This is a genomic window from Nocardioides flavus (ex Wang et al. 2016) (assembly GCF_014653115.1).
GTDB lineage: Bacteria > Actinomycetota > Actinomycetes > Propionibacteriales > Nocardioidaceae > Nocardioides > Nocardioides flavus.
This window is the reverse complement of the sequence record NZ_BNAD01000011.1, coordinates 1-25,759: the sequence shown is the minus strand read 5'-3', so window position 1 is coordinate 25,759 and position 25,759 is coordinate 1. Positions and strand designations below refer to the sequence as shown.

The 25,759-nt window shown below is 72.6% G+C and carries 30 protein-coding genes and 2 tRNA genes; 19 read left to right on the top strand and 13 right to left on the bottom strand.

What is annotated here, in order from left to right:
* Nucleotides 1-10 precede the first annotated feature (10 nt).
* From IE200_RS15765 to IE200_RS15750, 4 genes are read left to right on the top strand one after another with little or no spacing between them, the layout of a single operon-like run.
* Nucleotides 11-328 carry a rhodanese-like domain-containing protein gene (locus IE200_RS15765; RefSeq protein ID WP_191280442.1) on the top strand — a complete coding sequence of 106 codons (318 nt, stop codon included), beginning with the start codon at nucleotides 11-13 and terminating at the stop codon, nucleotides 326-328.
* Nucleotides 328-1,707: an MBL fold metallo-hydrolase gene (locus IE200_RS15760; protein WP_191280441.1), complete on the top strand. Its 1,380-nt coding sequence runs from the start codon at nucleotides 328-330 to the stop codon at nucleotides 1,705-1,707. Before IE200_RS15765 ends, IE200_RS15760 begins: the two co-directional genes overlap by 1 nt.
* Nucleotides 1,704-2,540 (top strand): sulfite exporter TauE/SafE family protein, encoded by an 837-nt coding sequence (locus tag IE200_RS15755; RefSeq protein ID WP_191280440.1) that lies wholly within the window; start codon nucleotides 1,704-1,706, stop codon nucleotides 2,538-2,540. The genes IE200_RS15760 and IE200_RS15755 overlap by 4 nt, the downstream gene beginning before the upstream one ends.
* Before the next feature lie 33 nt (nucleotides 2,541-2,573).
* On the top strand, nucleotides 2,574-2,759 hold the full coding sequence (locus tag IE200_RS15750; RefSeq protein ID WP_191280439.1) for a hypothetical protein: 186 nt from the start codon (nucleotides 2,574-2,576) through the stop codon (nucleotides 2,757-2,759).
* Nucleotides 2,760-2,775: 16 nt separating this feature from the next.
* Here the strand turns inward: IE200_RS15750 and IE200_RS15745 are convergent, their stop codons facing one another.
* Nucleotides 2,776-3,681 (bottom strand): universal stress protein, encoded by a 906-nt coding sequence (locus IE200_RS15745; protein ID WP_191280438.1) that lies wholly within the window; start codon nucleotides 3,679-3,681, stop codon nucleotides 2,776-2,778.
* Between the two features lie 149 nt (nucleotides 3,682-3,830).
* On the opposite strand from IE200_RS15745, the gene IE200_RS15740 reads away from it, so the two are divergent.
* From IE200_RS15740 to IE200_RS15700, 9 genes are all read left to right on the top strand, one after another.
* Nucleotides 3,831-4,895: an NAD(P)-dependent alcohol dehydrogenase gene (locus tag IE200_RS15740; protein ID WP_191280437.1), complete on the top strand. Its 1,065-nt coding sequence runs from the start codon at nucleotides 3,831-3,833 to the stop codon at nucleotides 4,893-4,895.
* Between the two features lie 51 nt (nucleotides 4,896-4,946).
* Nucleotides 4,947-6,515: a phytoene desaturase family protein gene (locus tag IE200_RS15735; protein WP_191280436.1), complete on the top strand. Its 1,569-nt coding sequence runs from the start codon at nucleotides 4,947-4,949 to the stop codon at nucleotides 6,513-6,515.
* A gap of 59 nt (nucleotides 6,516-6,574) precedes the next feature.
* A tRNA-Lys gene (locus IE200_RS15730) sits at nucleotides 6,575-6,650 on the top strand.
* A 72-nt stretch (nucleotides 6,651-6,722) separates the two neighbouring features.
* Nucleotides 6,723-7,682 (top strand): sugar-binding transcriptional regulator, encoded by a 960-nt coding sequence (locus IE200_RS15725; protein WP_191280435.1) that lies wholly within the window; start codon nucleotides 6,723-6,725, stop codon nucleotides 7,680-7,682.
* A 144-nt stretch (nucleotides 7,683-7,826) separates the two neighbouring features.
* A complete protein-coding gene (locus tag IE200_RS15720; protein WP_191280434.1) occupies nucleotides 7,827-8,609 on the top strand; it encodes a nucleoside/nucleotide kinase family protein in 783 nt (260 codons plus the stop codon).
* Entirely contained in the window at nucleotides 8,609-10,102 is a 1,494-nt protein-coding gene (locus tag IE200_RS15715; RefSeq protein WP_191280433.1) for a PTS mannitol transporter subunit IICB, read from the top strand. Before IE200_RS15720 ends, IE200_RS15715 begins: the two co-directional genes overlap by 1 nt.
* The gene (locus IE200_RS15710; protein WP_191280432.1) at nucleotides 10,089-11,387 is read left to right on the top strand and encodes a zinc-binding dehydrogenase; all 1,299 of its coding nucleotides are present in this window, start codon (nucleotides 10,089-10,091) and stop codon (nucleotides 11,385-11,387) included. Before IE200_RS15715 ends, IE200_RS15710 begins: the two co-directional genes overlap by 14 nt.
* Nucleotides 11,384-12,181 carry a PTS sugar transporter subunit IIA gene (locus IE200_RS15705; protein WP_191280431.1) on the top strand — a complete coding sequence of 266 codons (798 nt, stop codon included), beginning with the start codon at nucleotides 11,384-11,386 and terminating at the stop codon, nucleotides 12,179-12,181. The genes IE200_RS15710 and IE200_RS15705 overlap by 4 nt, the downstream gene beginning before the upstream one ends.
* Before the next feature lie 45 nt (nucleotides 12,182-12,226).
* Nucleotides 12,227-13,777: a PTS ascorbate transporter subunit IIC gene (locus IE200_RS15700; protein WP_191280430.1), complete on the top strand. Its 1,551-nt coding sequence runs from the start codon at nucleotides 12,227-12,229 to the stop codon at nucleotides 13,775-13,777.
* A 91-nt stretch (nucleotides 13,778-13,868) separates the two neighbouring features.
* Here IE200_RS15700 and IE200_RS15695 read toward each other — a convergent pair whose 3' ends face one another.
* The 9 genes from IE200_RS15695 to IE200_RS15655 form a co-directional block, all read right to left on the bottom strand.
* Nucleotides 13,869-14,015, bottom strand: a complete 147-nt coding sequence (locus tag IE200_RS15695; RefSeq protein ID WP_191280429.1) for a GPGG-motif small membrane protein — start codon at nucleotides 14,013-14,015, stop codon at nucleotides 13,869-13,871.
* Between the two features lie 83 nt (nucleotides 14,016-14,098).
* Complete coding sequence (locus IE200_RS15690) at nucleotides 14,099-14,659, bottom strand: 1-acyl-sn-glycerol-3-phosphate acyltransferase (protein ID WP_229856637.1); 561 nt, start codon at nucleotides 14,657-14,659, stop codon at nucleotides 14,099-14,101.
* On the bottom strand, nucleotides 14,646-16,019 hold the full coding sequence (locus tag IE200_RS15685; protein WP_191280428.1) for a flavin-containing monooxygenase: 1,374 nt from the start codon (nucleotides 16,017-16,019) through the stop codon (nucleotides 14,646-14,648). The genes IE200_RS15690 and IE200_RS15685 overlap by 14 nt, the downstream gene beginning before the upstream one ends.
* A 17-nt stretch (nucleotides 16,020-16,036) precedes the next feature.
* Nucleotides 16,037-16,336, bottom strand: a complete 300-nt coding sequence (locus IE200_RS15680) for a GroES family chaperonin (protein WP_191280515.1) — start codon at nucleotides 16,334-16,336, stop codon at nucleotides 16,037-16,039.
* 32 nt (nucleotides 16,337-16,368) lie between these two features.
* A complete protein-coding gene (locus IE200_RS15675) occupies nucleotides 16,369-16,617 on the bottom strand; it encodes a DUF3618 domain-containing protein (protein ID WP_191280427.1) in 249 nt (82 codons plus the stop codon).
* The gene (locus IE200_RS15670; RefSeq protein ID WP_191280426.1) at nucleotides 16,614-17,369 is read right to left on the bottom strand and encodes an energy-coupling factor ABC transporter ATP-binding protein; all 756 of its coding nucleotides are present in this window, start codon (nucleotides 17,367-17,369) and stop codon (nucleotides 16,614-16,616) included. The genes IE200_RS15675 and IE200_RS15670 overlap by 4 nt, the downstream gene beginning before the upstream one ends.
* Nucleotides 17,366-18,049, bottom strand: a complete 684-nt coding sequence (gene cbiQ / locus IE200_RS15665; protein ID WP_191280425.1) for a cobalt ECF transporter T component CbiQ — start codon at nucleotides 18,047-18,049, stop codon at nucleotides 17,366-17,368. The genes IE200_RS15670 and cbiQ overlap by 4 nt, the downstream gene beginning before the upstream one ends.
* Nucleotides 18,049-18,357 (bottom strand): PDGLE domain-containing protein, encoded by a 309-nt coding sequence (locus IE200_RS15660; protein ID WP_191280424.1) that lies wholly within the window; start codon nucleotides 18,355-18,357, stop codon nucleotides 18,049-18,051. The genes cbiQ and IE200_RS15660 overlap by 1 nt, the downstream gene beginning before the upstream one ends.
* Nucleotides 18,354-19,043 (bottom strand): energy-coupling factor ABC transporter permease, encoded by a 690-nt coding sequence (locus IE200_RS15655; RefSeq protein ID WP_191280423.1) that lies wholly within the window; start codon nucleotides 19,041-19,043, stop codon nucleotides 18,354-18,356. The genes IE200_RS15660 and IE200_RS15655 overlap by 4 nt, the downstream gene beginning before the upstream one ends.
* 153 nt (nucleotides 19,044-19,196) lie before the next feature.
* Between IE200_RS15655 and bcp the strand changes: the two genes are divergently transcribed.
* The 5 genes from bcp (at nucleotide 19,197) to IE200_RS15630 (ending at nucleotide 21,750) form a co-directional block, all read left to right on the top strand.
* The gene (bcp, locus tag IE200_RS15650) at nucleotides 19,197-19,670 is read left to right on the top strand and encodes a thioredoxin-dependent thiol peroxidase (RefSeq protein WP_191280422.1); all 474 of its coding nucleotides are present in this window, start codon (nucleotides 19,197-19,199) and stop codon (nucleotides 19,668-19,670) included.
* A gap of 10 nt (nucleotides 19,671-19,680) precedes the next feature.
* A tRNA-Leu gene (locus tag IE200_RS15645) sits at nucleotides 19,681-19,753 on the top strand.
* Nucleotides 19,754-19,810: 57 nt separating this feature from the next.
* Nucleotides 19,811-20,686 carry a bile acid:sodium symporter family protein gene (locus tag IE200_RS15640; RefSeq protein WP_191280421.1) on the top strand — a complete coding sequence of 292 codons (876 nt, stop codon included), beginning with the start codon at nucleotides 19,811-19,813 and terminating at the stop codon, nucleotides 20,684-20,686.
* A gap of 75 nt (nucleotides 20,687-20,761) precedes the next feature.
* The gene (locus IE200_RS15635; RefSeq protein WP_191280420.1) at nucleotides 20,762-21,097 is read left to right on the top strand and encodes a PadR family transcriptional regulator; all 336 of its coding nucleotides are present in this window, start codon (nucleotides 20,762-20,764) and stop codon (nucleotides 21,095-21,097) included.
* On the top strand, nucleotides 21,097-21,750 hold the full coding sequence (locus IE200_RS15630) for an HAAS signaling domain-containing protein (RefSeq protein WP_191280419.1): 654 nt from the start codon (nucleotides 21,097-21,099) through the stop codon (nucleotides 21,748-21,750). Before IE200_RS15635 ends, IE200_RS15630 begins: the two co-directional genes overlap by 1 nt.
* On the opposite strand, the gene rdgB is transcribed toward IE200_RS15630, so the two are convergent.
* The 3 genes from rdgB to IE200_RS15615 are packed head-to-tail and all read right to left on the bottom strand — an operon-like array spanning nucleotide 21,734 to nucleotide 23,820.
* The gene (gene rdgB / locus IE200_RS15625) at nucleotides 21,734-22,366 is read right to left on the bottom strand and encodes an RdgB/HAM1 family non-canonical purine NTP pyrophosphatase (RefSeq protein ID WP_191280418.1); all 633 of its coding nucleotides are present in this window, start codon (nucleotides 22,364-22,366) and stop codon (nucleotides 21,734-21,736) included. The genes IE200_RS15630 and rdgB overlap by 17 nt on opposite strands.
* Entirely contained in the window at nucleotides 22,363-23,091 is a 729-nt protein-coding gene (gene rph, locus IE200_RS15620) for a ribonuclease PH (protein WP_191280417.1), read from the bottom strand. The genes rdgB and rph overlap by 4 nt, the downstream gene beginning before the upstream one ends.
* Nucleotides 23,092-23,112: 21 nt before the next feature.
* Complete coding sequence (locus IE200_RS15615) at nucleotides 23,113-23,820, bottom strand: helix-turn-helix domain-containing protein (protein WP_191280416.1); 708 nt, start codon at nucleotides 23,818-23,820, stop codon at nucleotides 23,113-23,115.
* An 85-nt stretch (nucleotides 23,821-23,905) separates the two neighbouring features.
* Between IE200_RS15615 and IE200_RS15610 the strand changes: the two genes are divergently transcribed.
* A complete protein-coding gene (locus tag IE200_RS15610; protein WP_191280415.1) occupies nucleotides 23,906-25,609 on the top strand; it encodes a hypothetical protein in 1,704 nt (567 codons plus the stop codon).
* The last annotated feature ends 150 nt before the right edge of the window (nucleotides 25,610-25,759 follow it).

Sequence of the window (25,759 nt, the reverse complement as noted above, 5' to 3'; positions counted from 1 at the left end):
GAGGATTCGCATGTCACAGCCCACGCCCGAGATCACCATCGAGGAGTTCGCCGCGGCGCGCGAGGACGGCACCACCGTCGACGTCCGCGAGCGCGCCGAGTACGCCCAGGGCCACGTGCCCGGCGCCGTCCTGGTGCCGATGGGCCAGCTGGCGTCCCGCCTCGGCGAGCTCGACCGCTCGAGCCGGGTCCACGTCATCTGCGCCTCGGGCAACCGCTCCAAGGCGATGACCGACCTGCTCGTCGCCCAGGGCTTCGACGCCGTCTCCGTCGCCGGGGGCACCCGGGGCTGGATCGCCTCCGGCCGCGCGGTGAAGGTGGGCCTGTGATGACCGACCTGACCGTCCTCGTGATCGAGACGCCGACGCTCGGCGACCGCAGCTACCTCGTCCACGACGGGGAGGTCGCGCTCGTGGTCGACCCGCAGCGCGACATCGACCGGGTCCTGTCCCTGCTCGAGGAGCACGGCGTACGCCTGACGCACGTCTTCGAGACCCACATCCACAACGACTACGTCACCGGCGGCCTCGCGCTCGCGCAGCGCGCCGGTGCCCAGTACCTCGTCAACGGCGAGGACGACGTCTCCTTCTCCCGCACCCCCGTAGCGGACGGAGACGTCATCGAGGTGGGTGGACGTATGCGCATCACCGCGCTGGCAACCCCCGGCCACACGTTCACCCACCTCTCCTACCTCCTCAGCGACGGCGCTGCCGACGGCGACGGACACATCGGCGTCTTCTCCGGCGGGTCCCTGCTCTACGGCGCGACCGGACGTCCCGACCTGCTCGGGCCCGAGCACACCCAGGCGCTCGTGCACCACCAGCACGCTTCGGCCCACCGGCTCGTCGACCTGCTGTCCGACGAGGCGGAGGTCTACCCCACCCACGGCTTCGGGTCGTTCTGCTCGGCCACCCAGTCGGACGCCACGTCGTCGACCATCGGTCGCGAGAAGCAGTCCAACCCGGTCCTCACCCAGGACGAGCAGACCTACGTGGAGGAGCTGCTGGCCGGCCTCGGACCCTGGCCGACCTACTACGCCCACATGGCGCCGGCCAACGCCGCCGGACCGTCCGAGCCGGACCTGTCTCCCCCGGCGGTGGCCGACGCCGCCGAGCTCCGCCGTCGCATCGAGGCCGGCGAGTGGGTGGTCGACCTGCGCAACCGCACGGCGTTCGCCGCCGGGCACGCGCCCGGCACGCTGAACTTCGGCCTCGACGGCGGCTTCGCGACCTACCTCGGCTGGCTCGTCGCCTGGGGCACGCCGATCACGCTGCTCGGCGAGACCCCCGAGGACGTCGCCGAGGCGCAGCGCGAGCTGGTGCGCATCGGCATCGACCGTCCCGCGGCCCAGGCGACCGGGGGCCCCGCGGACTGGAGCGACGGCGAGCTCCGCTCGTTCGCGACGGCGACCTTCGCCGACCTGGCCCAGGTCCGCCACCACCGCGAGGTCGTCGTCCTCGACGTGCGCCGGGCGGACGAGCACGACGACGCCCGCATCGACGGCGCGGTCAACGTCCCGCTGCACGAGCTGTGGGACCGCATGGACGACGTCCCCTCCGGCGAGGTGTGGGTGCACTGCGCCGGCGGCTACCGCGCGTCGGTCGCCGCCTCGATGCTCGACGCCGCGGGCCGCACGCTCGTGGCCATCGACGACTCGTTCGACAACGCCGAGCAGGTCGGGCTGCACCTGGTGGGACCCGAGGCGTGACCCTGCCGGTCCTGGTCGCCCTCGCTGTCGTCGCCGGCGCGCTCATCGGGCTCAGCCTGGGCGCGCTGGGCGGCGGGGGCTCCATCCTCGCGGTCCCGGTGCTCGTGGCCCTCGGCCAGGGGCCGGCGCAGGCCACCACCGGCTCGCTCGTGGTGGTGGCGGTGACCTCGCTCGCCGGTGCCGTGACCGCGCACCGCGCCGGCAACGTCCTGCTCGGACGCGGCGTGGCCTTCGGTCTCGTCGCCACCGGCGGCGCGGTCGCCGGCGCCCGGGCCTCGAGCGCTGTGCCCGAGGCGGTGCTGCTGGCCGCCTTCGCCGTGCTCATGCTGGTCGTCGGCGGGGTGCTCGCCGTACGCCAGTGGCGTGGCCGGCACGCGGCGCCGGCCCACAGGAGCGCCGGCCGCCTGGTCATCGACGACCCGATCATCACCTTCAGCCCGACCTTCGCGTGCCAGTGCCCGCGCGCCCTGAAGGTCCTCGTGACGGCGACGGTGGTCGGACTGCTCACCGGCTTCCTCGGCGTCGGTGGCGGCTTCCTCGTCGTGCCGGCCCTGCTGCTGGCACTGAGCCTGCCCATCGACTTCGCCGCCGGCACGTCGCTGGTGGTCATCGCGATCACCAGCGCCGTCGCCCTCGCGGCGCGCGCCGGCGCCGGGGTCTCGCCCGACTGGACGCTGGTGGCCGCGCTCACCGTGGCGTCCACGGTGACCGCCGTCGCCGGAGCACGCCTGGCCGACCGCCTCGACACCCGGCTGCTCTCGACCGCCTTCGCCGCCCTCGTGCTGGCCGTCGCGGCCTACACCGCGGCCCTCGCACTGCACGCCCTCGTCTGACGATCCCCCACCCACACCAGAAGGAGCTCCACCATGTGCCGAGCTGTTCGATGCAAGACCTGCGGCAAGACCACCTGGGCCGGCTGCGGCCAGCACATCGGTCAGGTCAAGGCCGGCGTGCCCGCGAAGGAGTGGTGCAACGGCCAGCACACCGCGGCGGAGAAGTCGGCCGCCGGCTCCGGCGGCGGCCTGCTGTCGCGGCTCCTCGGTCGCGGCTGAGGCGTCCGCCGACGCCTCACGGGTGGTACGCCGCCCGGTGCGGCCGCGGGCTCGCGAGCAGCACCGGGCAGCTGGCCTCCCTGAGGACCGCCCGAGCCACGGGTCCGACGTGCGACCCGATGGGCACGAGGGGGTCGTGGCGTCCGATGACCAGCAGCTCCGCGTCGGCGGACGCCTCGACCAGGGCCTCGGCGACGCGTCCGCGGACGACCTCGACCTCGGCGTCCATCGCTGCGGACAGGTCGCCGAGGGCGTCGAGCGCGGCGCGTACCTCGGCCCTCGACCGCTCGGACCAGCGGTGGCCCTCCTCGGGCGGGATCGCCTCCTCGTAGGGGCCCGGCAGCGACCAGGAGTGCACGACCCGCAGTCGGGCACCCCGGGCGTGTGCCTCGGCCAGCGCGGCGCGCAGCACCTCCTCCGAGCGCTCCGGCACGTCCACGCCCGCCACGACGACGCCCCGGCGCTCCCGGTCGTGCCAACCGCTCGGCACGGCGACGACCGGCACCCGCAGGTGGGCGGCCACGCCGCCTGCGACCGTGCGGTTCACGATGCGCGAGAGCCGGGACAGGTGCCGGTGCTCGAGGACGACCATGCGGGCGGAGCGACCCGCCTCGACGAGCGCGCCCACGGGCGTGCCGCGGCAGATCTCGTGGGTGACGGGCACGGCGCGCTCGACGAGGTCGTCGGCCTCCTTGACGGCGTCGGCGAGCCGCTCGGCACCCCACGTCTCGAGATCGCTGGAGGGCAGGAGCACGGTGTCGGGACCGGGCGGGACGAGGCTGACGGCGTGCACGAGGTGCAGCCCGCAGCCGGCGCGCACGGCCTCCTCGGCCGCGAAGGCCAGCGCCGACTCGACCTCCTCGGGCCCCACCCCGACGACGATCCGCGGTCGTTCGGTGGCGGTGGCGGTCTGCTCGGTCATGACGTCCTCCTCGGGTGCTCCTGGTGCCTCCACTCTTCGCTCGCAGCGGCCCGGGACGAAGGGCCGTAGGGCCCGGGCGGCCACGGCAAAGGGCCCTGCTCCGTCCCTGTCCCCCTGAGCAGACTGGGAGCGAGCCTGAGGAGGTCGACATGCGCGCGTTGCGTTTGAAGGAGTGGAAGAGCGAGCCCGTCCTCGAGGAGGTGCCGCGCCCCGAGCCCGGTCCCGGCGAGGTGCTGGTGCAGGTGGGCGCCGCAGGGGCGTGCCACTCCGACCTGCACCTGATGCACGAGTTCGAGCCCGGGACCCTCCCGTGGAGCCCGCCGTTCACCCTCGGCCACGAGAACGCCGGCTGGGTGCACACCCTCGGCGAGGGCGTCACCAGCCTGACCGTCGGCCAGGCCGTGGCGGTCGTCGGCGCCTGGGGCTGCGGCACCTGCGAGCGCTGCCTGGACGGCCTCGAGACCTACTGCGAGCGTCCCGACCTGGCACCCGTGCCGGGCGGCGGGGGCGGCCTGGGCCTCGACGGTGGCATGGCCGACTACCTGCTCGTCCCCTCGGCGCGCCACCTGGTCCCGATCCCCGACGGGCTCGAGGTCGTCGACGCAGCGCCGCTGACCGACGCCGCGCTGACGCCCTACCACGCCGTACGCCGGTCGCTGGGCAAGCTCGGCCCCGGCTCGACCGCCGTCGTCATCGGCGTGGGCGGCCTCGGCCACCTCGGGCTCCAGGTCGTCAAGGCGATCACTGCCGCCCGCGTCATCGCCGTCGACGGTCGCGAGAGCGCCCGTGCCCAGGCCTCCGCGCTCGGCGCCGACCTGGTGCTGGCCCCCGGACCCGACACCGCCACCCGGATCCGGGAGGCCTGCGGCGGTCGGGGAGCCGACGTGGTGCTCGACTTCGTCGGCTCCGACGAGACGCTGGCGACCGGCGCCGCGTGCGTGCGCCAGCTGGGCGACGTCACCATCGTCGGCCTCGGCGGCGGCACCCTGCCCGTCTCCTTCTTCGGGCTGCCCTACGAGGCCAGCGTCCAGACGACCTACTGGGGCAACCGGCGCGAGCTGGTGGAGGTCCTCGACCTCGCCTCGCGCGGCCTCCTGCACGCGGAGACGACGATCTACCCGCTGGAGGACGCCGTCTCCGCCTACCGGGACCTGGCCCACGGCGAGGTCACCGGACGAGCCGTCGTCGTGCCCAACGACACGTTCACCGCCTGAGCCCCGGAGGCGTCGCCCGTCCGCACCGCCCCGAGGGTCTACGTTGGCCCGGTGACTCCCGGCAACAGCAGCTATGACGTCGTCGTGGTCGGCGGCGGCCACAACGCCCTGGTCAGCGCCGCCTACCTCGCGCGCGCCGGACTCTCCGTCGTCGTCCTCGAGCGCCTCGGCCACACCGGGGGCGCAGCCGTCTCGGTCGAGCCCTTCGCCGGCCAGCCCGCCCGGCTCTCGCGCTACTCCTACCTCGTCAGCCTGATGCCCGAGCAGCTGATGGCCGACCTCGGGCTCGACGTCCGGCTCGCCTCGCGCACCACCGCGTCCTACACGCCGTGGACGCGTGGCGACCGGACCGGCGGCCTGCTCGTGGAGCGCCCGGAGGGCGAGGCGACGCGGGCGTCCTTCCGCGAGCTCACCGGCGCCGACGACGAGTACGCCGCATGGCAGGACTTCTACGCCGAGGTCGGGCGGCTGGCCGAGGCGGTGGCACCGACGCTGATGCAACCGCTGCCCCTCGAGCGCGACGTACGCGCCCTGGTGGACCCGCGGACCTGGACCGACGTGGTCGAGCGACCGCTGGGACAGGCCATCCTCGACCGGTTCTCCGACGACACCGTGCGCGGCGTGGTCGCCACCGACGCGCTGATCGGCACCTTCGCCTCGATGCAGGACCCGTCCCTGGTCCAGAACCGCTGCTTCCTCTACCACCTGGTCGGCAACGGCACCGGCGAGTGGCGGGTGCCCGTGGGCGGCATGGGGGCAGTGACCGACGCGCTCGCCCGGGCGGCGGTCGAGGCCGGTGCGAAGATCGTCACCGGCGCCGGTGTCAGCGCGATCACCCCCGGTCCCGACGGGGCCGAGGTCGTGTGGCACGACGGCGAGCGGCAGCACTCGGCCACCGGACGGAGGGTGCTGTCCGGCGTGGCGCCGTGGGTGCTGCGGATCCTGCTCGGGGAGGGCGAGGACGCCGAGACCAAGCCGGCCGGCTCCCAGCTCAAGATCAACTTCCTGCTCGACCGGCTCCCGGCCCTGCGCTCCGGCGCCGACCCGGCCGTGGCGTTCGCCGGCACCCTCCACCTCGCGGAGGACTACACCCAGCTCGAGCAGGCGTACGCCTCCGCCGCGGCGGGCGCGGTGCCCGACCCCGTGCCGGGCGAGGTCTACTGCCACTCGCTCACCGACCCCTCGATCCTGGGCGAGCGGGCCGGGTCGGCGCACACCCTGACCTACTTCGGCCTGCACACCCCGGCCGGGCTCTTCGACGCCGACCCCGGCGCCAAGGACCTCGCCGTGCAGCGTGCCCTGGCCTCGATCGACGCCGTCCTGGCCGAGCCGCTCGCCGACTGCCTGGCCACCGACGCCGAGGGCCGGCCCTGCATCGAGGCCAAGGTCCCCCAGGACGTCGAGCGCGACCTCGCCATGCCCGGCGGCCACATCTTCCACGGCGACCTCGAGTGGCCGTGGGCACCGAACCGCTCCCGCCTCGACACCCCCGCCCAGCAGTGGGGCGTGCAGACCGGCCACGACACGGTCCTGCTCTGCGGCTCGGGCGCGCGCCGTGGCGGCGCGGTGTCGGGTCTCGGCGGTCACAACGCCGCCCAGGCCGTCCTCGCGGAGCTCTGAGGGACCTCGATTTCGCGTGCCGCGGACGAGGCGGTAGAGTTCTACTCGCTTCACCGCCTGCGCCATTAGCTCAATTGGCAGAGCAGCTGACTCTTAATCAGCGGGTTCGGGGTTCGAGTCCCTGATGGCGTACCACTCGAGAAGGCCAGGCCCCACCGGGGACCTGGCCTTCTGCTGTCGCGACGACGTACGAGCCGAGGGGGCGGGATGGACGAGGCGCAGTGGCGGCTGCTGTCGTCGATCGCCCGGCGCTTCTACCTCGAGGACGCCTCCAAGACCGAGCTCGCCGACGAGTTCAAGATCAGCCGGTTCCGCGTCGCGCGGCTCCTGCAGCAGGCGCGCGAGCAGGGCGTGGTGACCATCGAGATCCACGACCGTGACGAGCCGCGCGACGACCTGTCGGCCGAGCTCGCCCACCACCTCGGCATCGCCGAGTGCGTGGTCGTCAAGGCGGGCGACACCGGCGACGACAACCGGCGCCGGCTGGCCAGGGCCGCCGCGCCCCGGATCGCCCGGACCATCCGCGACGGCGACGTCCTCGGCCTCACCTGGGGCCGGACGCTCGTCGCGATCGGCGAGGAGCTCCCGGCCCTCCCGCCCTGCACCGTCATCCAGCTCACCGGCATCGTCGGCAACGACCTGCGCCAGTCCCCGGTGGAGGTCATCCGCCGGATCAGCGGTCGCTCGAGCGTCGAAGCGGTCGCCGTCTTCGCACCGCTCTTCGCCGCCTCCGAGAGCGCGGCTGCCACGTTCCGCAGCGACCCGTCGATCGAGGCAGCCCTCAGCCGCTACGAGCAGCTCGCCCTCGCGGTCGTGGCCGTCGGGTCCTGGGACCCGCCGATCACCCAGCTCGGGCCGTTGCTGAGGGACGAGGAACGCGCCGAGCTCGAGCGCGAGGGCGTCGTCGCCGAGATCGCCGGGATCTTCTTCCGCGCGGACGGCTCCGTGATCGAGACCGACGTGACCCGCCGACGCATCTCGGTGACCGCCGACGAGCTGCGGCGCACGCCCCGCGTGATGGCCGTCGCCGGCTCGTCGGAGAAGGCCGACGCCATCGCCGCCGTGAGCCGTTCGGGGATCCTGAGCTGCTTGGTCACCGACGACCGTGCGGCCACTGCGCTGCTGCGCCTGCCACCCGCAGAACGGGCCGTCCCGGCCGAACTCTGACCGGGTCGACGGACCGCCCCGCCGCATCCCCGCACCCGCGTGCCGACGCCGCGGGCCCTTGACGTGCCCGCACGACGGTGCTGTAATCCCTGTCACTACTCAAACGTGCAGTTTTGCTCACATGAGCGCATGGAGGTGCCGATGGTGTCGACCCCGACCCCGTCCCCGGGTCCGACGGCCGAGGCCGTCCGGCTGCTGGTGAACGGCTTCGAGGTCGAGGTCGACGTAGACCAGCAGCTCCTCGGGTCCACGCTTGTCCCTGCACTGGCCGAGGCCGCGGCACGACCGCGTACGGCACGGCGGGGCTTCGTCTTCCTCGTGGGACCTCCCGGTGTGGGCAAGTCGACGCTGGCCGCCCTCCTGGCCGAGGCCGGTCGCCAGCTGCGGCCTGAGCCGCTGGAGGTCGACGTCGTCGGCATCGACGGCTTCCACCTGCCGCACGAGCACCTCGTGTCCCACCACGTCAGCACGCCGCAGGGCACGGTCCCGCTCAGCGCGGTCAAGGGCGCGCCGGAGACCTTCGACGTCGAGGGTCTCGCCCGCCACCTCGCCGCCTCCGGGGACGAGGACGTGGTCTGGCCGACGTACGACCGCCGCCTCCACGACGTCGTGCCGGGCACGACCCCGCTCGGCGCCGACCTCGTGGTCGTCGAGGGCAACTGGCTGCTGCTCGACGAGCCCGGCTGGCGCGACCTCGCGGCGCACGCCCAGTACGTCGTGCTCCTCACCGCCGACCCGCCGCTGCTGCGCGAACGCCTCGTGGCGCGCAAGGTCCGTGGCGGACTGACCCCGGCCGAGGCCGAGGCCTTCTACGAGCGCAGCGACCGGCTCAACGTCGAGCGGGTCATGGCCTCCTCCGACTTCAGCAAGGTCGACCTGACGCTGGTGGTCCAGGCCGACGGAACCATCCAGCAAGGAGAGAAGTGATGAGTCAACCGATCCAAGGTGCCCTCCCGGCCGAGACCGGGCCCGGCCTGCGCGCACGCATCCAGGCGTTCGGCGGCTTCCTGACCGCGATGGTGATCCCCAACGTGGGCGCGTTCATCGCGTGGGGCCTGCTCACCGCCCTGTTCATCCCGACCGGCTGGCTGCCCAACGAGGACCTGGCCGCCCCCGTCGAACCGATGATCGTCTATCTCCTGCCGCTGCTCCTCGCCTTCACCGGCGGACGGCTGGTGCACGGGCACCGCGGCGGCGTCGCCGGCGCCGTCGGCACGATCGGCCTGATCGTCGGCGCTGACATCCCGATGTTCCTGGGCGCGATGATCATGGGCCCGCTCAGCGCCTGGCTCATCAAGCAGGTCGACCGGGTCCTCGAGCCCAAGATCCGCTCCGGCTTCGAGATGGTCGTCAACAACTTCACCCTCGGCTTCCTGGGGCTGGGCCTGATCGTGACCTCCTACAAGGTCATCGGCCCGGTCATCAGCGCCCTCAACGACCAGCTCCTCCGCGCGATCAACGCGCTCGTCGACACCGGCGCCCTGCCCCTGCTCTCGGTCCTCAACGAGCCCGCCAAGGTGCTCTTCCTCAACAACGTCATCGACCAGGGCATCTACTACCCGCTCGGCCTGCAGGTCGCCGCCGACGAGGGCAAGTCGATCTTCTTCATGGTCGCCTCGAACCCCGGCCCGGGCCTCGGCCTGCTGCTGGCCTTCTGGATGTTCGGCCACAACCGGGTGATCCGCGACAGCGCCCCGGGAGCCGTGATCATCCACTTCCTCGGCGGCATCCACGAGATCTACTTCCCCTACGTGCTCATGAAGCCGCTGACCATCCTCGCGATGATCGCCGGCGGAGCCTCCGGCATCGCGACGTTCATGCTGTTCGACGTGGGCCTGACCGCGGGACCGAGCCCGGGCTCGATCTTCGCCTACCTCGCGCTCACCCCGCCCGGCAACCACGTCGGCGTGATCGCGGGCGTGCTCGTCGCCGCCGCGGTGAGCTTCGTGATCACCGCCGCGATCCTCAAGCTCAGCCGCACCACCGGCGACGAGGACGAGTCGGGCCTGGAGGAGCACGCCGAGCGCTCGCGCGCCATGAAGGCCGAGGGCAGCGCGGTGCTGACCGGGGTCATGGGCGGCGCGGGCGGCACGGGCGGCACCGACCGCACCGCGGCCGACGTACGCCGGATCGTCTTCGCCTGCGACGCCGGGATGGGCAGCAGCGCCATGGGCGCCAGCGCCTTCGGCAAGCGGCTGCGCAGCGCGGGGCGCGACGACGTACGCGTGACCCACGCCGCGATCGAGTCCGTCCCGGTCGACGCCGACCTGGTCGTCGTCCACCAGGACCTCGCCCACCGGGCACGGGCCGCACGACCGGGCGTGGAGATCGTCACCATCCAGAGCTACCTGGGCGACCCGGCACTCGACGCCCTCAGCGAGCGCCTCACCGAGAGGACCACCACCGATGCCGAGCAGTGACACCAGCGGTCGGACACCGGAGCGCCTGACCCGCGCGGCGCGCATCCACGGGACCCACAAGGTGGCCGTGGGCGAATTCGAGCTCCCCGAGATCGGGCCGGACGAGCTCCTGCTCCGGGTCGTGAGCAGCAGCATGTGCCTCTCGACCTACAAGGCGATGTCCCTGGGCAGCGACCACAAGCGCGTCCCCGACACGATCTCCTCCGAGCCCGTCATCACCGGCCACGAGTTCGCCGGTGTGCTCGAGGAGGTCGGGGACGAGCTCGCCGACAGGTTCAGCGTCGGCCAGAGCGTGGCGATCCTGCCCACGATGGGCCTGCCCAGCGGCTACTCCCCCGGCTACAGCTATCCCTACTTCGGCGGCGACGCGACCTACTGCATCGTCCCGGCGATCGCCGTCGAGAAGGGGTGCGTGCTGCCGTACGACGACGGCTACTACGCCAACGGGTCGCTGGCCGAGCCGATGTCGTGCATCATCGGCGCCTTCCGGTCCAACTACCACACCGAGCCCCTCGTGTGGGAGCACCACATGGGGCTCAAGCCGGGCGGGCGGCTCGCGCTCCTCGGCGCCGGCGGGGCGATGGGCATCGGGGCGCTGGACTACGCGCTCCACGGCCCGTTCACCCCGAGCGTCGTGGTGGCCGTCGACGTCGACGCGGAGCGGCTCGAGCGCCTGCGCACCCTCTTCCCCGCGGAGGAGGCCGCCCGGCGGGGCTGCCGCCTCGAGATCGTGGACGCGAGCGGCAGGGACCCCGTGGAGGCGCTGCGAGCGATCTCCCCCGACGGCTTCGACGACGTCGTGGTGTTCGCCGCGATCAAGCAGCTCGTCGAGGCCGGCGACGCCGTCCTCGCCCACGACGGCTGCCTCAACTTCTTCGCCGGCCCGACCGACAAGACGTTCTCCGCCTCGCTCAACCTCTACAACATCCACTACGAGAGCACCCACCTCGTGGGCACCTCCGGCGGGTCGCGCAGCGACATGGAGGAGAGCCTCGAGCTGTCCGCGTCGGGCGCGATCAACCCCTCGCGGATGGTGACGCACGTCGGCGGGCTCGACGCCGTGCCCGACGCGCTGTCGGACCTGCCGACCTTCACCGGCGGCAAGATCCTGATCTACCCGCACGTCGACATGGACCTCACGGCCATCGCCGACTTCGAGGCGCTCGGGCAGGAGGACCCGCGGTTCGCCCGGCTCGCGGAGATCTGCGCCGAGCACCACCACATCTGGAACCAGGCCGCCGAGGAGTACGCGCTGGGCGCGTTCGCGGCCGGAAGGAACCCATGACGGCACTCAGTGACCTGCTCACCCACGAGACGATCGCCCTCGACCAGGAGGCCGAGGACTGGCAGGACGCCATCCGCCTGGCAGGCCGCCTGCTCGAGTCGGCCGGCGTCTCCGCCCCCGCCTACACCCAGGCGATGGTCGACAGCGTGCACAAGAACGGCCCCTACATCGTGCTCGCGCCGGGGTTCGCGTTCCCGCACGCCCGGCCCTCCGAGGCCGTGCACCGCACCGGCATGTCGTGGGTGCGCCTGGCGTCGCCGGTCGAGTTCGGGAGCCGCGCCAACGATCCCGTCACCCTCGTGGTGGCACTGGCGGCGACCGACAGCTCGACCCACCAGCAGGCGATGGCCTCGCTCGCCACGGTCCTCACCGACACCGAGCTGCGGGCCTCGCTCGACGAGGCGTCCTCGGCGGAGGAGGTGCACGCCATCCTCCGCGGTGACGCGGTCGGCGACAGCGCTCCCCCGTCGCAGCCGGAGCGGGCCCGTCCCGAGGGCGGGGGCCGTACGCGCGACCACATCCTGACCGTGTGCGGCAACGGCCTCGGCACGAGCCTGTTCCTCAAGAACACCCTCGAGCAGGTCCTCGACACCTGGGGCTGGGGCGGGCTGATCAGCGTCGAGGCGACCGACACCGTCTCGGCCCGCGGCAAGGCCAAGGACGCCGACCTGATCCTCACCTCGGGCGAGATCGCCCGCGCGCTCGGGGACGTCGGCGTCCCCCTCGTCGTGATCGAGAACTTCACCAGCCAGCGCGAGATCGACGCCGCACTCCGCGCGTCGTACGACATCTAGAGGCACGCTCCCGGGGACCGCTCGGGGGCCGAAGGAGAGATCGACATGGACTGGCTTCTGACAGTGGCGCAATTCCTCGTCAACGAGGTGCTGAGCGTCCCGGCCTTCCTCATCGGCATCATCACCGCCGTGGGACTGATGGCGCTGCGCCGTCCGGTCGGGCAGGTCGTCGGAGGTGCCCTCAAGGCCACCTTGGGCTTCCTCCTGATCGGCGCCGGCGCCACGCTCGTGGTCGCCTCGCTCGCCCCGCTGGGGGTGATGATCCAGGGCGCGACCGGTGCGCAGGGCGTCGTGCCGACCAACGAGGCGATCGCCGGCATCGCCCAGGCGGAGTACGGCGCCCAGGTCTCGTGGCTGATGATCCTCGGCTTCGCGGTGAGCCTCGTGCTCGCCCGGTTCACGCCGCTGCGCTACGTGTTCCTCACCGGCCACCACATGCTCTTCATGGCGACCCTGCTCACCATCGTGCTCGCCTCCGCCGACTACGCGCCCGCCGTGGTGGTCGGGCTCGGCGGGCTGGTGCTCGGGATCCTGATGGTCTCCCTGCCCGCCTTCGCGCACCCGTGGACCCGCCGGGTCACCGGCGACGACAGCATCGCGATCGGTCACTTCGGCACCGCGGCCTACGTCGCGGCCGGCGCGGTCGGCAGCAAGGTCGGGCGCAACAGCCGCTCCACCGAGGACCTCCGACTCCCGGAGTCGCTGCGGTTCCTGCGCGACTCCATGGTCGCTACGGCCCTGTCCATGGTGATCATGTACGTCGTGCTCGCGGTGGCCTTCCTGGCCCGTCGCGGGAGCGAGACCGCCTTCGAGGCATTCGACGGCGGCGCCACGGGCGTCGGCGACTACGTCATGCAGTCGGTGACCCAGGGACTCCAGTTCGGTGTCGCGGTCGCGGTCATCCTCTTCGGCGTGCGGACCATCCTGGCCGAGCTCGTGCCGGCGTTCCAGGGCATCGCGGCCAAGGCCGTCCCGGGCGCCATCCCGGCTCTCGACGCGCCGATCGTGTTCCCCTACGCCCAGAACGCGGTGCTCATCGGCTTCCTCTCGAGCTTCACCGGAGGCCTCGTCGGCCTGGCCGTGCTCTCGGTGTGGCTCAACCCGTGGCTCGGCCTGGCGCTGATCCTCCCCGGCCTCGTGCCGCACTTCTTCACCGGCGGCGCGGCCGGCGTGTACGGCAACGCCTCGGGCGGACGGGTCGGCGCGGTGACGGGCGGCTTCCTCAACGGCCTGATGATCACGTTCCTGCCGGCCCTGCTGCTGCAGGTGCTGGGCGACTTCGGAGACGCCAACACCACCTTCGGCGACACCGACTTCGGCTGGGTCGGCATCGCGACCGGATACCCGGCGATGCTCGGGGCGCCCGGCATCGCGCTCATCGTCCTCGTCGGTGCCGCCATCCTCGGCGCTGCGATCATGTGGCAGAAGCGCGTGGTCGACACCGGCTGGGACCCGGCTCCGCACCGCGAGCGCGCGGGTGCAGCGGCCGGGACCGGCGGTTCAGGTGCTGGAGGGGCCGCGCCGCAGCCGGCCATGGCGGCGAAGATCGCACCTCCCCGGGGCGCGCCGACGCCCCCGCCTCCGCCGACCGCCTGAGGTCCCGCCCTGAGGTCCGCCTGGTCGTGGCCCGAGACGCGAGGAGCCGGTCCGCACGGACCGGCTCCTCGACGTCTCCCTCTGGGTGCAGCTACTTCGTGAAGAGGCTGACACCACCCGGGCCGACGAGCAGCCCGACGATGATGAGCACGATGCCCCAGAGCATCTGGCCCCTGATCAACGAGACGATGCCGGACACCACGAGGATGACGGCGAGGATCCACAGCAGAAATGCCATTGCATGCTCCCTTCGGTTGAACCCTCAACCTAGCCTTCACGGTTGCCGAGCGACACCGAGCCACACCCCGATGGATGGAGGGGTCACCCCTCCTCGCGCAACCTCGGTGGCGTGAAGCCCTCGGGCCGGAAGCCCGTCTTGTCGGCGTAGAACTCGCGCAGCACGTCCATGTCGGCGCTGACGTCGCCGGTCGGGTGGAACGTCGGCCCCCACCCGACGGTGCGCGAGGGCACGTCGAGGAAGGCGAGCGTGATCGGCAGGCCCGTCTGGCGCGCGATGCGGTAGAAGCCGGACTTCCAGTACTCCCCGCGCGAGCGGGTGCCCTCGGCCGCGATGCCGATCAGCCAGGGGTCGTCGCCCTCGGCCTCGGCGAGCAGCTCCTTGATGGTCCGCGCCGGGTTCTTGCGGTCGAGCTCGACGGCACCCGTGCGGCGCAGGAGCCAGCCCAGCGGGCCGACGAAGAGCTCCTGCTTGACCAGCAGCCGGATGGAGATGCCGTACCTCCAGGCCAGGAGCATCGTCAGCACCCAGTCCCAGTTGGAGGTGTGGGGCGCGCCGACGAGCACGCCGCGCTGCGGCACCTCGCCGACGGCCTTCCACCGGGCGGCTCGCAGCAGCAGGCCGGCGACCTTACGACGCAGCACGGGATCGTCCTTTCCTGCGCTCGCGCGCGAGGTCCCACAGGTAGTGGTCGAAGTCGACCTCCATCGTGTGGCGTGGGGAGTCGTAGAACCGCTTCTTGCCGCGCATGTGCTCGGCCGCCATCTGCCGCCGCACCGCCGCCTCGGGCGGCGGGACGTAGCGTCCGGCGAGCGTCTCGGCGATCCACGCCGCCTGGGCCTCGGCCAGCGGCATCACGGCACCGAGCGGCTGGAGCAGGCCGAGGAAGTAGAGCCCCGGGAGGTCCGGGTGCACCGTGCGCTTCCACAGCGGCAGGTCGTTGTCCTCGACCGGGACGAGGTCGGGCGCGAGGAACGGGAAGCTCACCCGGTAGCCGGTGGCCCACACGACGAGGTCGGCCGGCGCGCTCGAGCCGTCGACGAAGACGACACGGTCGCCGTCGAGACGCTCGATGCCCGTCCGGGCGATGACGGCGCCGGCCGCGAGCCGCTCGCGGATCCGCTCCGACTGCACGGGGTGTGACTGCCCCGGCTTGTGGGCGGGCGCGGGCAGGCCGTACTTCGTCATGCTGCCCGCGGCCAGCGCGCCGATGCGCAGCCGCGTGGCGGTCACCCACCACGGCACCCACCCCGGGGGGAGCAGGCCCTGGTCGCTCGGCTTGCCGAGGAAGAACTTGCGCAGCACCCACTCCGTGCGCCGCACCGACCACGTCGTCGTACGGGCCGCGAAGGAAGCCTCGACGGCGATGTCCATCGCGGAGTTCCCGGCACCGACGACGACCACGTCGCGCCCGGCGAGCTGCTCGGCAGAGCGGTAGTCGTGGGAGTGGATCTGCTCGCCGTCGAAGGTGCCGGGGTAGGCCGGCTCGGGCCAGCGCGGGTCCCAGTGGTGGCCGTTGGCGACCAGGACCGCGTCGTAGGTGCGGGTCTCGACACCGCCGGGGCCGCTGACCCGGACGTCCCAGCGTCCGTCGGGCGTGCGCGAGACGTCCTCCACCGTCGTGTCGAAGGTGATGGTGTGCCGGAAGCCGAAGTGGTCGACGTAGGCCTGGAAGTAGGCCGCGACCTGGTCGTGCCGGGCGTAGGGCGGGTAGTCCTCCGGCATCGGGAAGTCGGAGTAGGCCATGCGGGGGCACGAGGTGTTGATCTCGAGGGTGTCGTAGCACGCCGACTGTTCGTTGGAGTTGTCGAGCACCCACGTGCCGCCGATGTCGCTGCCCTTCTCGAAGCAGTCGAAGCCGATGCCGGCGAGCCAGAGGTGCTTGGCCGCCGCGATGCCCGACGAGCCGGCACCGATCACGCACGCGCGGGGCAGGGACTCGTCGACCGGCACCGGCGCCGTGACGGCGGGTGCGCGGTGCGACTGCTTGACGAGGTAGCCCACGGGGAGGTCCGGGCGCCTCAGAGGTAGAGCCCGGTCGAGCCGCCCTCGAGGCGTTCGGCGGCCACCGCGTGGACGTCACGCTCGCGCATGACGACGTAGACCTCTCCGTGCACCTCGACCTCGGCCTTGTCCTCGGGGTCGAACAGCACCCGGTCGCCGACCTCGACGGCGCGGGCGTGCGGGCCGACCGCGATCACGCGCGACCACGCGAGCCGGCGAGCGCCCATCGCCGCCGTGGCGGGGATGACGATGCCGCCGGTGGAGCGCCGCTCGCCGGCCTCCTGGTCGACCTCGACGAGGAGCCGGTCATGCAGCATCTTGATCGGGGCACTGCCCCCGGTCACGGAGCTCAGCGCGCGACCTTGCGGACGACGGCGAAGAGCACCACGACCCCGAGGACCGCGCCGGCGGCCTTGAGGATGTTGTCGGTGCGCGGGGCGCCGGTGTCGAGCTCGACGAAGTGGGACTTCACCGTGGTCACCTGGCGCCCGACGATGGTCTTGGGGTGGGCGCGGTGGGCGAGCTGGTCGATCGTCGAGGCGAGCCGCTCGCGCGTCTCCTCGATCTCGCGCTCGAGCGCGCTCATGTCCTGGGTCACCGGGGCAGGCTATCAATGCGCCGGGGATCGAATCCCCACGGCAGCTCCAGCCGGTGCGCGGCCATCAGCGCCTCGTCGGTGAGCACGTCGAAGGTCGGCCGGTCCGCCACCACCCCCCCCTCGCTGAGCACCACGCTGCGGGGGCAGAGCTCGAGGGCGTAGGGCAGGTCGTGGGTCACCATCAGGACCGTGACGTCGAGTCCCCGCAGGATCTCGGCGAGCTCGCGCCGCGAGGCGGGGTCGAGGTTGGACGACGGCTCGTCGAGCACCAGGACCTCGGGCTCCATCGCGAGCACGGTGGCGACCGCGACGCGGCGACGCTGGCCGTACGAGAGGTGGTGCGGCGGCCGGTCGGCGAAGTCGGCCATGCCGACCCGGTCCAGTGCCTCCATCACCCGCTGCTCGAGGGCGGCGCCCTTGAGGCCCAGGTTGGCGGGTCCGAAGGCCACGTCCTGGCGGACCGTGCCGAGGAACAGCTGGTCGTCGGGGTCCTGGAAGACGATCCCGACGCGGCGCCGGATCTCCTGGAGGTGCTCCTTGGCGACCTGGAGGCCGCTCACCGAGACCGAGCCCCGGCCGGCGGTGAGGATGCCGTTGAGGTGCAGCACGAGCGTGGTCTTGCCGGCGCCGTTGGGCCCGAGCAGGGCGACCCGCTCGCCGCGGTGGACGTGGAGGTCGACGCCGAAGAGCGCCTGGTGGCCGTCGGGGTAGGCGAAGGCGAGGTCGCGGACGTCGAGCACCGGGCTGCTCACGAGGTCTTCTCCAGCTGCGGGAGCTTCCCGTCGTACCCGCGCGAGAGCATCGCCAGGTGCACGCGCTCGCCGCGCTCGTAGGACCGGATGAACAGCGCCCCCAGCGAGCGCGCCAGCACCGGCCAGTGCCGCGGCGAGCGGGGGTCGCAGCCGCGCGAGCGCAGCGCGGTCATCATGCGGCCGAGCTCGGCGGTCACGACGTCGAGGTAGCGGATCATGAAGCCCATGATCTGGACGACCAGCTCCGGCATCCGCAGCCGTTGGAGCCCGCGCAGCAGGTCCTGCGGCTCGGTCGTCGAGGCCAGCGTGAGCGCAGCGAGCACGCCGATGCTGCCCTTGACGAGCAGGGCGATGCCGGCGACTAGCCCGGGCTCGGACACGCTCACCCCGAGCACGTCGGTGCGCGGGCCGTGGGAGATGAAGGGCATCAGCACCGCGAAAACGGCGAACGGCAGCTCGATCACCATGCGCGGCAGCAGGTAGCGCAACGGCACGCGCGAGACGACGATCACCGCGAGCAGCACGAGCGCCTCGACCGCGAAGACTCCGTACGCCTGGCGCGGGGTCGCGACGACCACGAGCATGAAGCCCAGCAGCGCCAGCACCTTGACGTGGGCGGGCGCGCGGTGGATCGGGCCGTGGCCGTGGAAGAACAGCCGGTGCCCGTGTCCCGCGCCCATCAGTCCCTGCCGTCGGCCGGCTCGCGGCGTCGCACCAGCCAGAAGAGACCGGTGCTCAGGACGAGCATCACCAGCACGCCGATCACCCCGGCGAGGCCACCGCTGAGCCGGGGGTCGTCCACGCCGGAGGTCTGGTAGTCGGCGAGCGGGCTGTCGGCGGTGGCGGAGTCCTTCGCGGAGTCGATGAACCCGGTCTGCTCGGCGACGTACTCGAGGCCGTCGGGGTGCGAGCTGGCGTAGTAGCTCGCGACCCCGGCGACGAGCAGGCTGACCACCAGGGCCACGGCGAGGAAGCGGCGTGTGCTCACGACGGCACGACCTTCCGGGTCACGAGCTCGCGCTCGGCGATCAGCGGCCGCGCCCCGTGGACGAGGTCGGGGCGGGTCGCGACGACGCTGGCGACGACAAGGCCGGTGATGACCGCCTCACCGATGCCGATCACGGTGTGCCAGCCGAACATCGCGGTGGCGACCGCGGCGAGGTCCACGGGGGCGTTGCCGCCGATGGCGAACAACCCGGTGAACAGCAGGGCGGCGACCGGCACGCTGGCCAGGGCACCGGCCGCGGCGGCGGGCGCGACCATCTCGAGGCGCTTGGGCAGGACGCGGCGCAGGAGCACGAAGACCGCCCATCCCACGGCGACGGTGACGATGCCGATGAGGGTGATGTTGGTGCCGAGCGCGGTGATGCCACCGTCCGCCATGAGCAGTGCCTGCACGAGCAGCACGACCGCGAGGCACAGCACGGCGGTCCACGGCCCGGCGAGGACCGCGGCGAGCGCCCCGCCCATGAGGTGCCCGCTCGTGCCCGCGCCGACCGGGAAGTTGATCATCTGCGCGGCGAACACGAAGGTCGCGACCAGCCCCGCCCTGGGAGCCGTACGGTCGTCGAGCTCGTGGCGCGCAGCGCGGAGCGCCACCGCCACTGCTGCTGCCGCCACGACGCCGGTGGCCACCGAGGTGGGGGCGTCGAGGAAGCCGTCGGGCACGTGCACGCGTCGCTCCTCGGTGGGCTGGTTGGATGTCTGGTGGCCGGCACGGACCCCCCGGTACCGCGCCGGCACTCCTCGACCTTATTGCAATGATGTTGCAACAACCACTCGGCACCAGCCATTCCCGACCGCTCACGACCCGCACCAGGAGACCCCATGGCCGACGACCGCCTCGCCCCCGGCGACACCGCCCCCGACTTCACCCTCGCCAGCGACACCGGGGAGCAGGTCAGCCTGGCCGACCTGCGCGGCCGGAAGGTGATCCTCTACTTCTACCCCGCCGCGATGACGCCCGGTTGCACCAAGCAGGCCTGCGACTTCTCCGAGTCCCTCGACTCGCTGCGCGGCGCCGGCTACGAGGTCCTCGGCGTCTCCAAGGACAAGCCCGCCAAGCTCGCGAAGTTCCGCGAGCGCGACGCACTCACGCTGACGCTGCTCTCCGACGAGGACCTCGCGGTGCACCGGGCCTACGGCGCGTACGGCACGAAGAAGCTCTACGGCAAGGAGGTCGAGGGCGTGATCCGCTCGACCTTCGTCATCGACGAGGACGGGACGGTCGAGCTCGCCCAGTACAACGTGAAGGCCACCGGACACGTCGCCAAGCTGCGCCGGGACCTAGGGTTGGACTGATCCCCCGCCCGCGCTCGTAGCCCAACGGCAGAGGCACCACGTTTAGGTCGTGGCCAGTGAGAGTTCGAATCTCTCCGAGCGCACCCCTGTTCCACAGCGAGTCCCCTCCGTGTGACGCCTGTCACCACTAGGGTCCGCGCATGGACTCCGCGCTGACCACCGTCGGACTGCCCCTCGCCCTCGCGATCATCATGTTCGGCCTCGGCCTCGACCTGACCCTCGCCGACTTCCGGCGCGTGGGCCGCGCCCCGAAGGCCGTCGCGATCGCGCTGGGCTGCCAGATCGTCCTGCTGCCCGCGATCTGCTTCGGCCTCGTGCTGCTCTTCGACCTGCCGGCGCTGCTCGGGATCGGCATGCTGCTGCTGGCGGCGTCCCCCGGCGGGACGACGGCAAACCTGTTCAGCCACCTGTTCCGCGGCGACGTCGCGCTGAACATCACGCTCACCGCGATCAACACGGTCATCGCGGTGGTCACACTGCCGCTCATCACCGGCCTGGCGATCGCCTGGTACGACCGGCAGGACGACGTCTCGATGCCCCTGGTCGAGATCGTCAAAGTGTTCGCGCTGATCCTGCTGCCCGTCGGCATCGGGATGGTCGTCAACCGGCGCGCCCCCGGATTCGCCCGACGCATGGACAAGCCCGTGCGCATCGGGTCCGCGGTGATCCTGGCGATCCTCGTGCTCGGCATCCTGCTCGACCAGCGCGAGAACGTCGGCGACTACCTCGCCGACGTCGGCCTCATCGCCGCGCTCTTCTGCGCGATCAGCCTGGCGGTCGGCTACTACGTGCCGCGGGCGCTCGGCGTCACCGGCCCGCAGGCCATCGCCTCGTCCATGGAGGTCGGGGTCCACAACGCGACGCTCGCGATCTTCGTCGCGGTCGAGGTGCTCGACGAGGTCGAGATCTCCGTGCCCGCGGCCGTCTACTCGCTCGTCATGTTCCTCTTCGCGGCGCTGTGGGGCATGTGGGTCAGTCGGCAGGTCGCCGCTCGCGAGCAAGCGCCGGCCGCCTGAGCCCTCGCTCCCGGCCGCAGCGCTCCCGGACCAGGTACCTTGCCGCGCAAGGTACCTTGCGGCTAGCCTCACCTCATGACGACCGGAGACGCCGCTCGCACCCAGCTGCGGCGCGGCGTCCTCGAGCACTGCGTGCTCGCGCTCCTGCAGTCCGGGGAGCGCTACGGCTACGACCTGGTGTCCGAGCTCTCCGGCGCAGGGCTCCTGGCGAGCGAGGGCACGCTCTACCCGCTGCTCAGCCGCCTGCGGCGCGACGAGCTCGTCGAGTCGGCCTGGCGGGAGTCACCCTCGGGGCCGCCCCGCCGCTACTACGCCCTGACCGACTCCGGCCGGGCAGCGCTCGACTCGTTCCGCCACTCGTGGGCCCAGTTCGCGGGGTCCGTCGACCAGCTGCTCCAGAAGGGGGCGTGATGACCACCCACACCGACCTGCACCCGCTCGCCCGGTCGTACCTCGACCGCCTGGCCGACGCCGCGCGCGTGCTCCCGCCCGAGGACGCGCGCGAGCTGGTCGCCGACATCACCGACCACCTGGCCCAGGCGCTTCCCGTCACCGCGGGTGAGGCCGAGGCGCGTACGGCGCTCGACCGCCTCGGCACCCCGCAGGAGCTGGTGACCGCTGCCGGTGGGCCGGTCCCGACGCCGGCGGGCCGAGCCCGCACCTCGTACGGGTGGCTCGCACTGGCGATGCTGGTCGGCGCGGAGCTGCTCTTCGTGATCTGGTTCGTGGCCGTGCCGATGTGGCTCGCCGGGCTCGTGCTGCTCAGCCTGTCGGCGTGGAGCGCTCGCGAGAAGCTCCTCGGGCTGCTGGTCCTGGGCACGGGGTTCCCCGTGGTCCTGCTGACGACGGCCTACGCGTCCTTCGCCGCGTACGAGTGCACGGGCGGGGCGCAGGAGACGGTGGTGCAGGCAGACGGCACCGCGACCACGACCACGCTCGATGCCACCTGCTCGTCGCTGGGAGCGGTGCCGCCTGCGTGGCTGCAAGCGGTCTTCATCGCCCTGGCGCTGGCCTACCTCGCCCTCCAGGCGTGGACCGTCTGGCGGCTCAGCCGGCAGCGCTGAGGTCCGCGGCGACGTACGGCGCGAGCTCGCGCAGCGCCCGACCCCGGTGGGAGATCGGGTCCTTCTCCCCCGGTCCGAGCTCGGCGGAGGTGAGGTCCTCGGCGTCGTGCTCGACCGCGACGAAGACCACGTCGTAGCCGAAGCCGCCGGTGCCGCGCGCCTCGCGGATGATCCGGCCGTCCATCCGGCCCTCGACGACGCGTTCGCGCCCGTCGGGCAGCACCCACGCGACCGCGCAGGTGAAGTGCGCTCCACGACGCTCGTCGGGCACGTCGTGGAGCTGGTCGAGCAGCAGCTCGTTGTTGCGGGCGTCGCGCCCACCCTCGACGGCCTTCGAGCTGCCCGACCACCGCGCCGAGAGCACGCCCGGCATGCCGTTGAGCGCGTCGACGCACAGCCCGCTGTCGTCGGCCACCGACGGCAGCCCGGTGGCCGCGACCCCGGCGCGTGCCTTGAGCAGCGCGTTGCCCTCGAACGTCGGCTCGTCCTCGACGGGCTCGACGTAGCCCTCGACGTCGTCGATGCCGAGCACCTCGATGCCGGGCACGTGCTCGGCGAGGATGCGCTGCATCTCGAGGATCTTCTTGGCGTTGGCCGAGGCCAGGAAGATCCTCATCGGGCGAGGGCCTCCTGCTGCAGCCGGGTGAGGTCGGCGCAGCCCTTCTCCGCGAGGGCGAGCAGCGCGTCGAGCTCGGCGCGGTCGAAGGCGGCGCCCTCGGCGGTGCCCTGCACCTCGACGAACTTCCCGTCGCCGGTCATCACGACGTTCATGTCGGTCTCGGCGCGGACGTCCTCGACGTAGGGGAGGTCGAGGCGCGGGACGCCGTCGACGATCCCGACGCTGACGGCGGCCACGGAGCCCGTGAGCGGCTCGCCGGCGAGGGCACCGCTGGAGCGCAGGTGGGCGACGGCGTCGGCGAGGGCGACGTACGCCCCGGTGATCGCCGCGGTGCGGGTGCCGCCGTCGGCCTGGAGGACGTCGCAGTCGAGGACGATCGTGTTCTCGCCGAGCGCCTGGTAGTCGATGACGGCGCGCAGCGAGCGGCCGATCAGGCGCGAGATCTCGTGGGTGCGGCCACCGATGCGGCCCTTGACCGACTCGCGGTCGGAGCGGGTGTTGGTCGCGGCGGGGAGCATCGCGTACTCCGCGGTGACCCACCCGAGCCCGGACCCCTTGCGCCAGCGCGGGACGCCCTCCGAGGCCGACGCCGCGCACAGCACGCGGGTGCCGCCGAACTCGACGAGCACGGACCCGGCGGCGTGGTCGAGCCAGTTGCGGGTGATGGTGATCGGTCGGAGCTCGTCGTCGGCGCGGCCGTCGGCACGGGGGGTCGCAGTCATGGCCACGACCCTAACGAGGACCTAACGAGCAGGCGCGACGGCCTCACTCAGCACCCGGACGAGCTCGTCGAGCCGGAGGGACACCCTCGACGTCGGGCCCACCACGGCCAGCGCCCCGGGTGCGGGCCCCAGGTCCGGCCAGGGCACCGCCACGCACGCGAGGCCCGGAGCGGTCCAGCCGTGCTCCACCGCGGCCGCGCCCGCTCGTACGCGTGCGACGAGGCCCTCGGCATCCGCCGGGCCGCGCGGTCCGTCCCCGCCGAGCGCGGGCCACGGGTCCAGCGACAGGTGCGATCGCACCGCGTCGTCCGGCAGCTGGGCGAGCAGCGCGATCCCCGCCGCGGTGCACACGAGGTGCTCGAACGCGTCGTCGGCCTCCCGCAGCGGTCCTGCGTCGACGGCCTCGTGGAGGGCGAGCGGCTGCACCCCGGTCCCGGCGACGCGGAGGGCCACGACCGTGAGGTCGACCCGCCGCCCGACCCGGTGGACGACCTCGCCCGCCCGGGCCAGGACTGCCCCGTCGGCCACGCCGCCGAGGACCAACGCCCGGGGTCCGAGCACGCACCGCCGGCCGGTGCGGTCGACCCAGCCCTCGCGCTGCAGCGCGGCCACGGTGCGGGACACGCCTGCCTTGTCGACGCCCAGGCGACGGGCGAGCTCGCTGACCCCCAACGGCTCGTCAGCAAGCATCTCGAGGATCCGCAGTCCTCGCAGCAGGCTGGCCGACATGGGGACACCTTCGCACGTTTCCGCAATTCGTTGATCAGGAGTCAACGAAAGCCCTAGGCTCAGCCCACCACTGCAAGGGGGAACCATGGGATCTCATCGCCGCACCGGCCTGCTCACCGTCGCGGGGACCGCCCTGTCGGTCACGGCGGCAGCCGCCCTCGCCCACCTGACGACCGGTCCCGTGGGGGCCGAGCCCGCGTCCGGGCTCACCGGCTGGGTTGACATCCCGGACGCCGCCACGGTGGTCGACGCGGACGCGAGCCCCGCGCGCACCACCCTGGCCGTCCTCTACACCGTTCCCGGCGCGACCGACGACAACCTCCGCGAGACCTGGCTCCTCATGCGCACGAACGGCGTGTGGGGACCACCCGCCCTAATCAGCGACCCCAACCGCGACAGCTACCAGCAGCACCTCGACGTGGGCGCCGACGGAGCCGCCGAGGTCGTCTGGGGCGAGGACGTGCCCGGCACCACCGACGACCAGATGGTCGTCCGTCGCGCGACCGCGTCCGGCGTCGGAGCACGCCGTGAGATCCCGGTCGAGCCGTTCGGCAACCCCTTGGTGGCCAACGGCCAGGACCGCACGGTCGTGGCCTGGGACCAGTATGACGGCGGCAGCTACCTGAGGGTCAAGGCCGCCATCGACAACGGCTCCGGCTTCGGCGCGCCGGAGACGGTCACCGGCACCACCTCGGCCTGGGACGGCGACTCGCAGCTGGCCGACGTCACTGCCGACGCAGGGATCCACGTGGTGATGCAGCGCGACAGCTCCGGCTTCCACCACGCGGCCTGGGCGACCCGCAACCTCGACGGCTCCTGGACCCGGGTCGAGGAGCTGCCCGAGACGTACACCGGTGCAGCCGACTCCCTGCCCCACGTGGTCGCCGAAACGTCGTCAGGGGACGCCCTGATCCTGCACAACCACCGCGTGGGCGACGTGCTCCACCACAAGGCGACCGTCTTCGACGCCGACCCGACGGCCATCGGTCCCGTCGAGGAGCGACTCACGGCTGCAGTGGACCTCGGGCCCACCGGCAACCTCGCCAGTCGCGGCGCCGTCCTCGACGGAACGACCCTCGTCGGCGTGCTGGGCACGGCGCTCGCGTCCGTGTCGGCTGTCCAGGGCGTGGCATCGGCGTCCCTGCGCTCCCCCTCTGCCGCCCAGTGCGCCGACCACACCTGGCTGCTCACCGAGGAGCTGCAGTTCGTCTGCCTGCTGCGCTCGGACCCGGCCGGGTCGTGGGTGCAGCTGTGGTCGGGCGACGGCGACCTGCTGGGTGAGGTCACCCCCGGCCCCGGAGCCACCAAGGTGAGTCTCGGCGTCATCGACGCCACCGTGCCGGTCCTGCGGGTGACCGAGACGACGGGGGCGAGCCCCGCCCCCAAGGCCCTCGTGTACGTGGGCACGACCGTTGCGGAGCCGCCGACGAGCGACCCCGAGCCCACGGCTCCCCCGGCGCCGGCGCCCGCGCCCGCGCCGGCACCTGCCCCCACCACCACGCCCACGCCCGCCCCCACGGCCTTCAGCCAGGTCACCGCGCCGCGGGTCAAGGGCAAGGCCCGGGTCGGCACGACCCTGCGCGCGTTCCCCGGCACGTGGTCGCCGGCCCCGTCACGGACGACCTACCGCTGGTTCGCCAACGGGAGGAAGATCCGCAAGGCCACCCGCGCGCGGCTGCCGGTGACACGGGCGCTGCGCGGCAAGCGGCTGCAGGTCCGGATCACGCTCGCGGCCGACGGGATCACCACCCGCACCGTGACGGTCAAGGTCCCGCGACGGGTGCGCTGAACGGGCCCGCGGAACCACCGGTTAACCGGCTCTCCTGACACATCTGTGGGTAGGTGAGCGCGCCTGTCGTGGCGGCACGCCGCTCCCTGCCTAGGTTTCTGAGCTGTCGAAGAACAGGAACCGGTGACAGGAGAACGGCGTGCCTGGGGT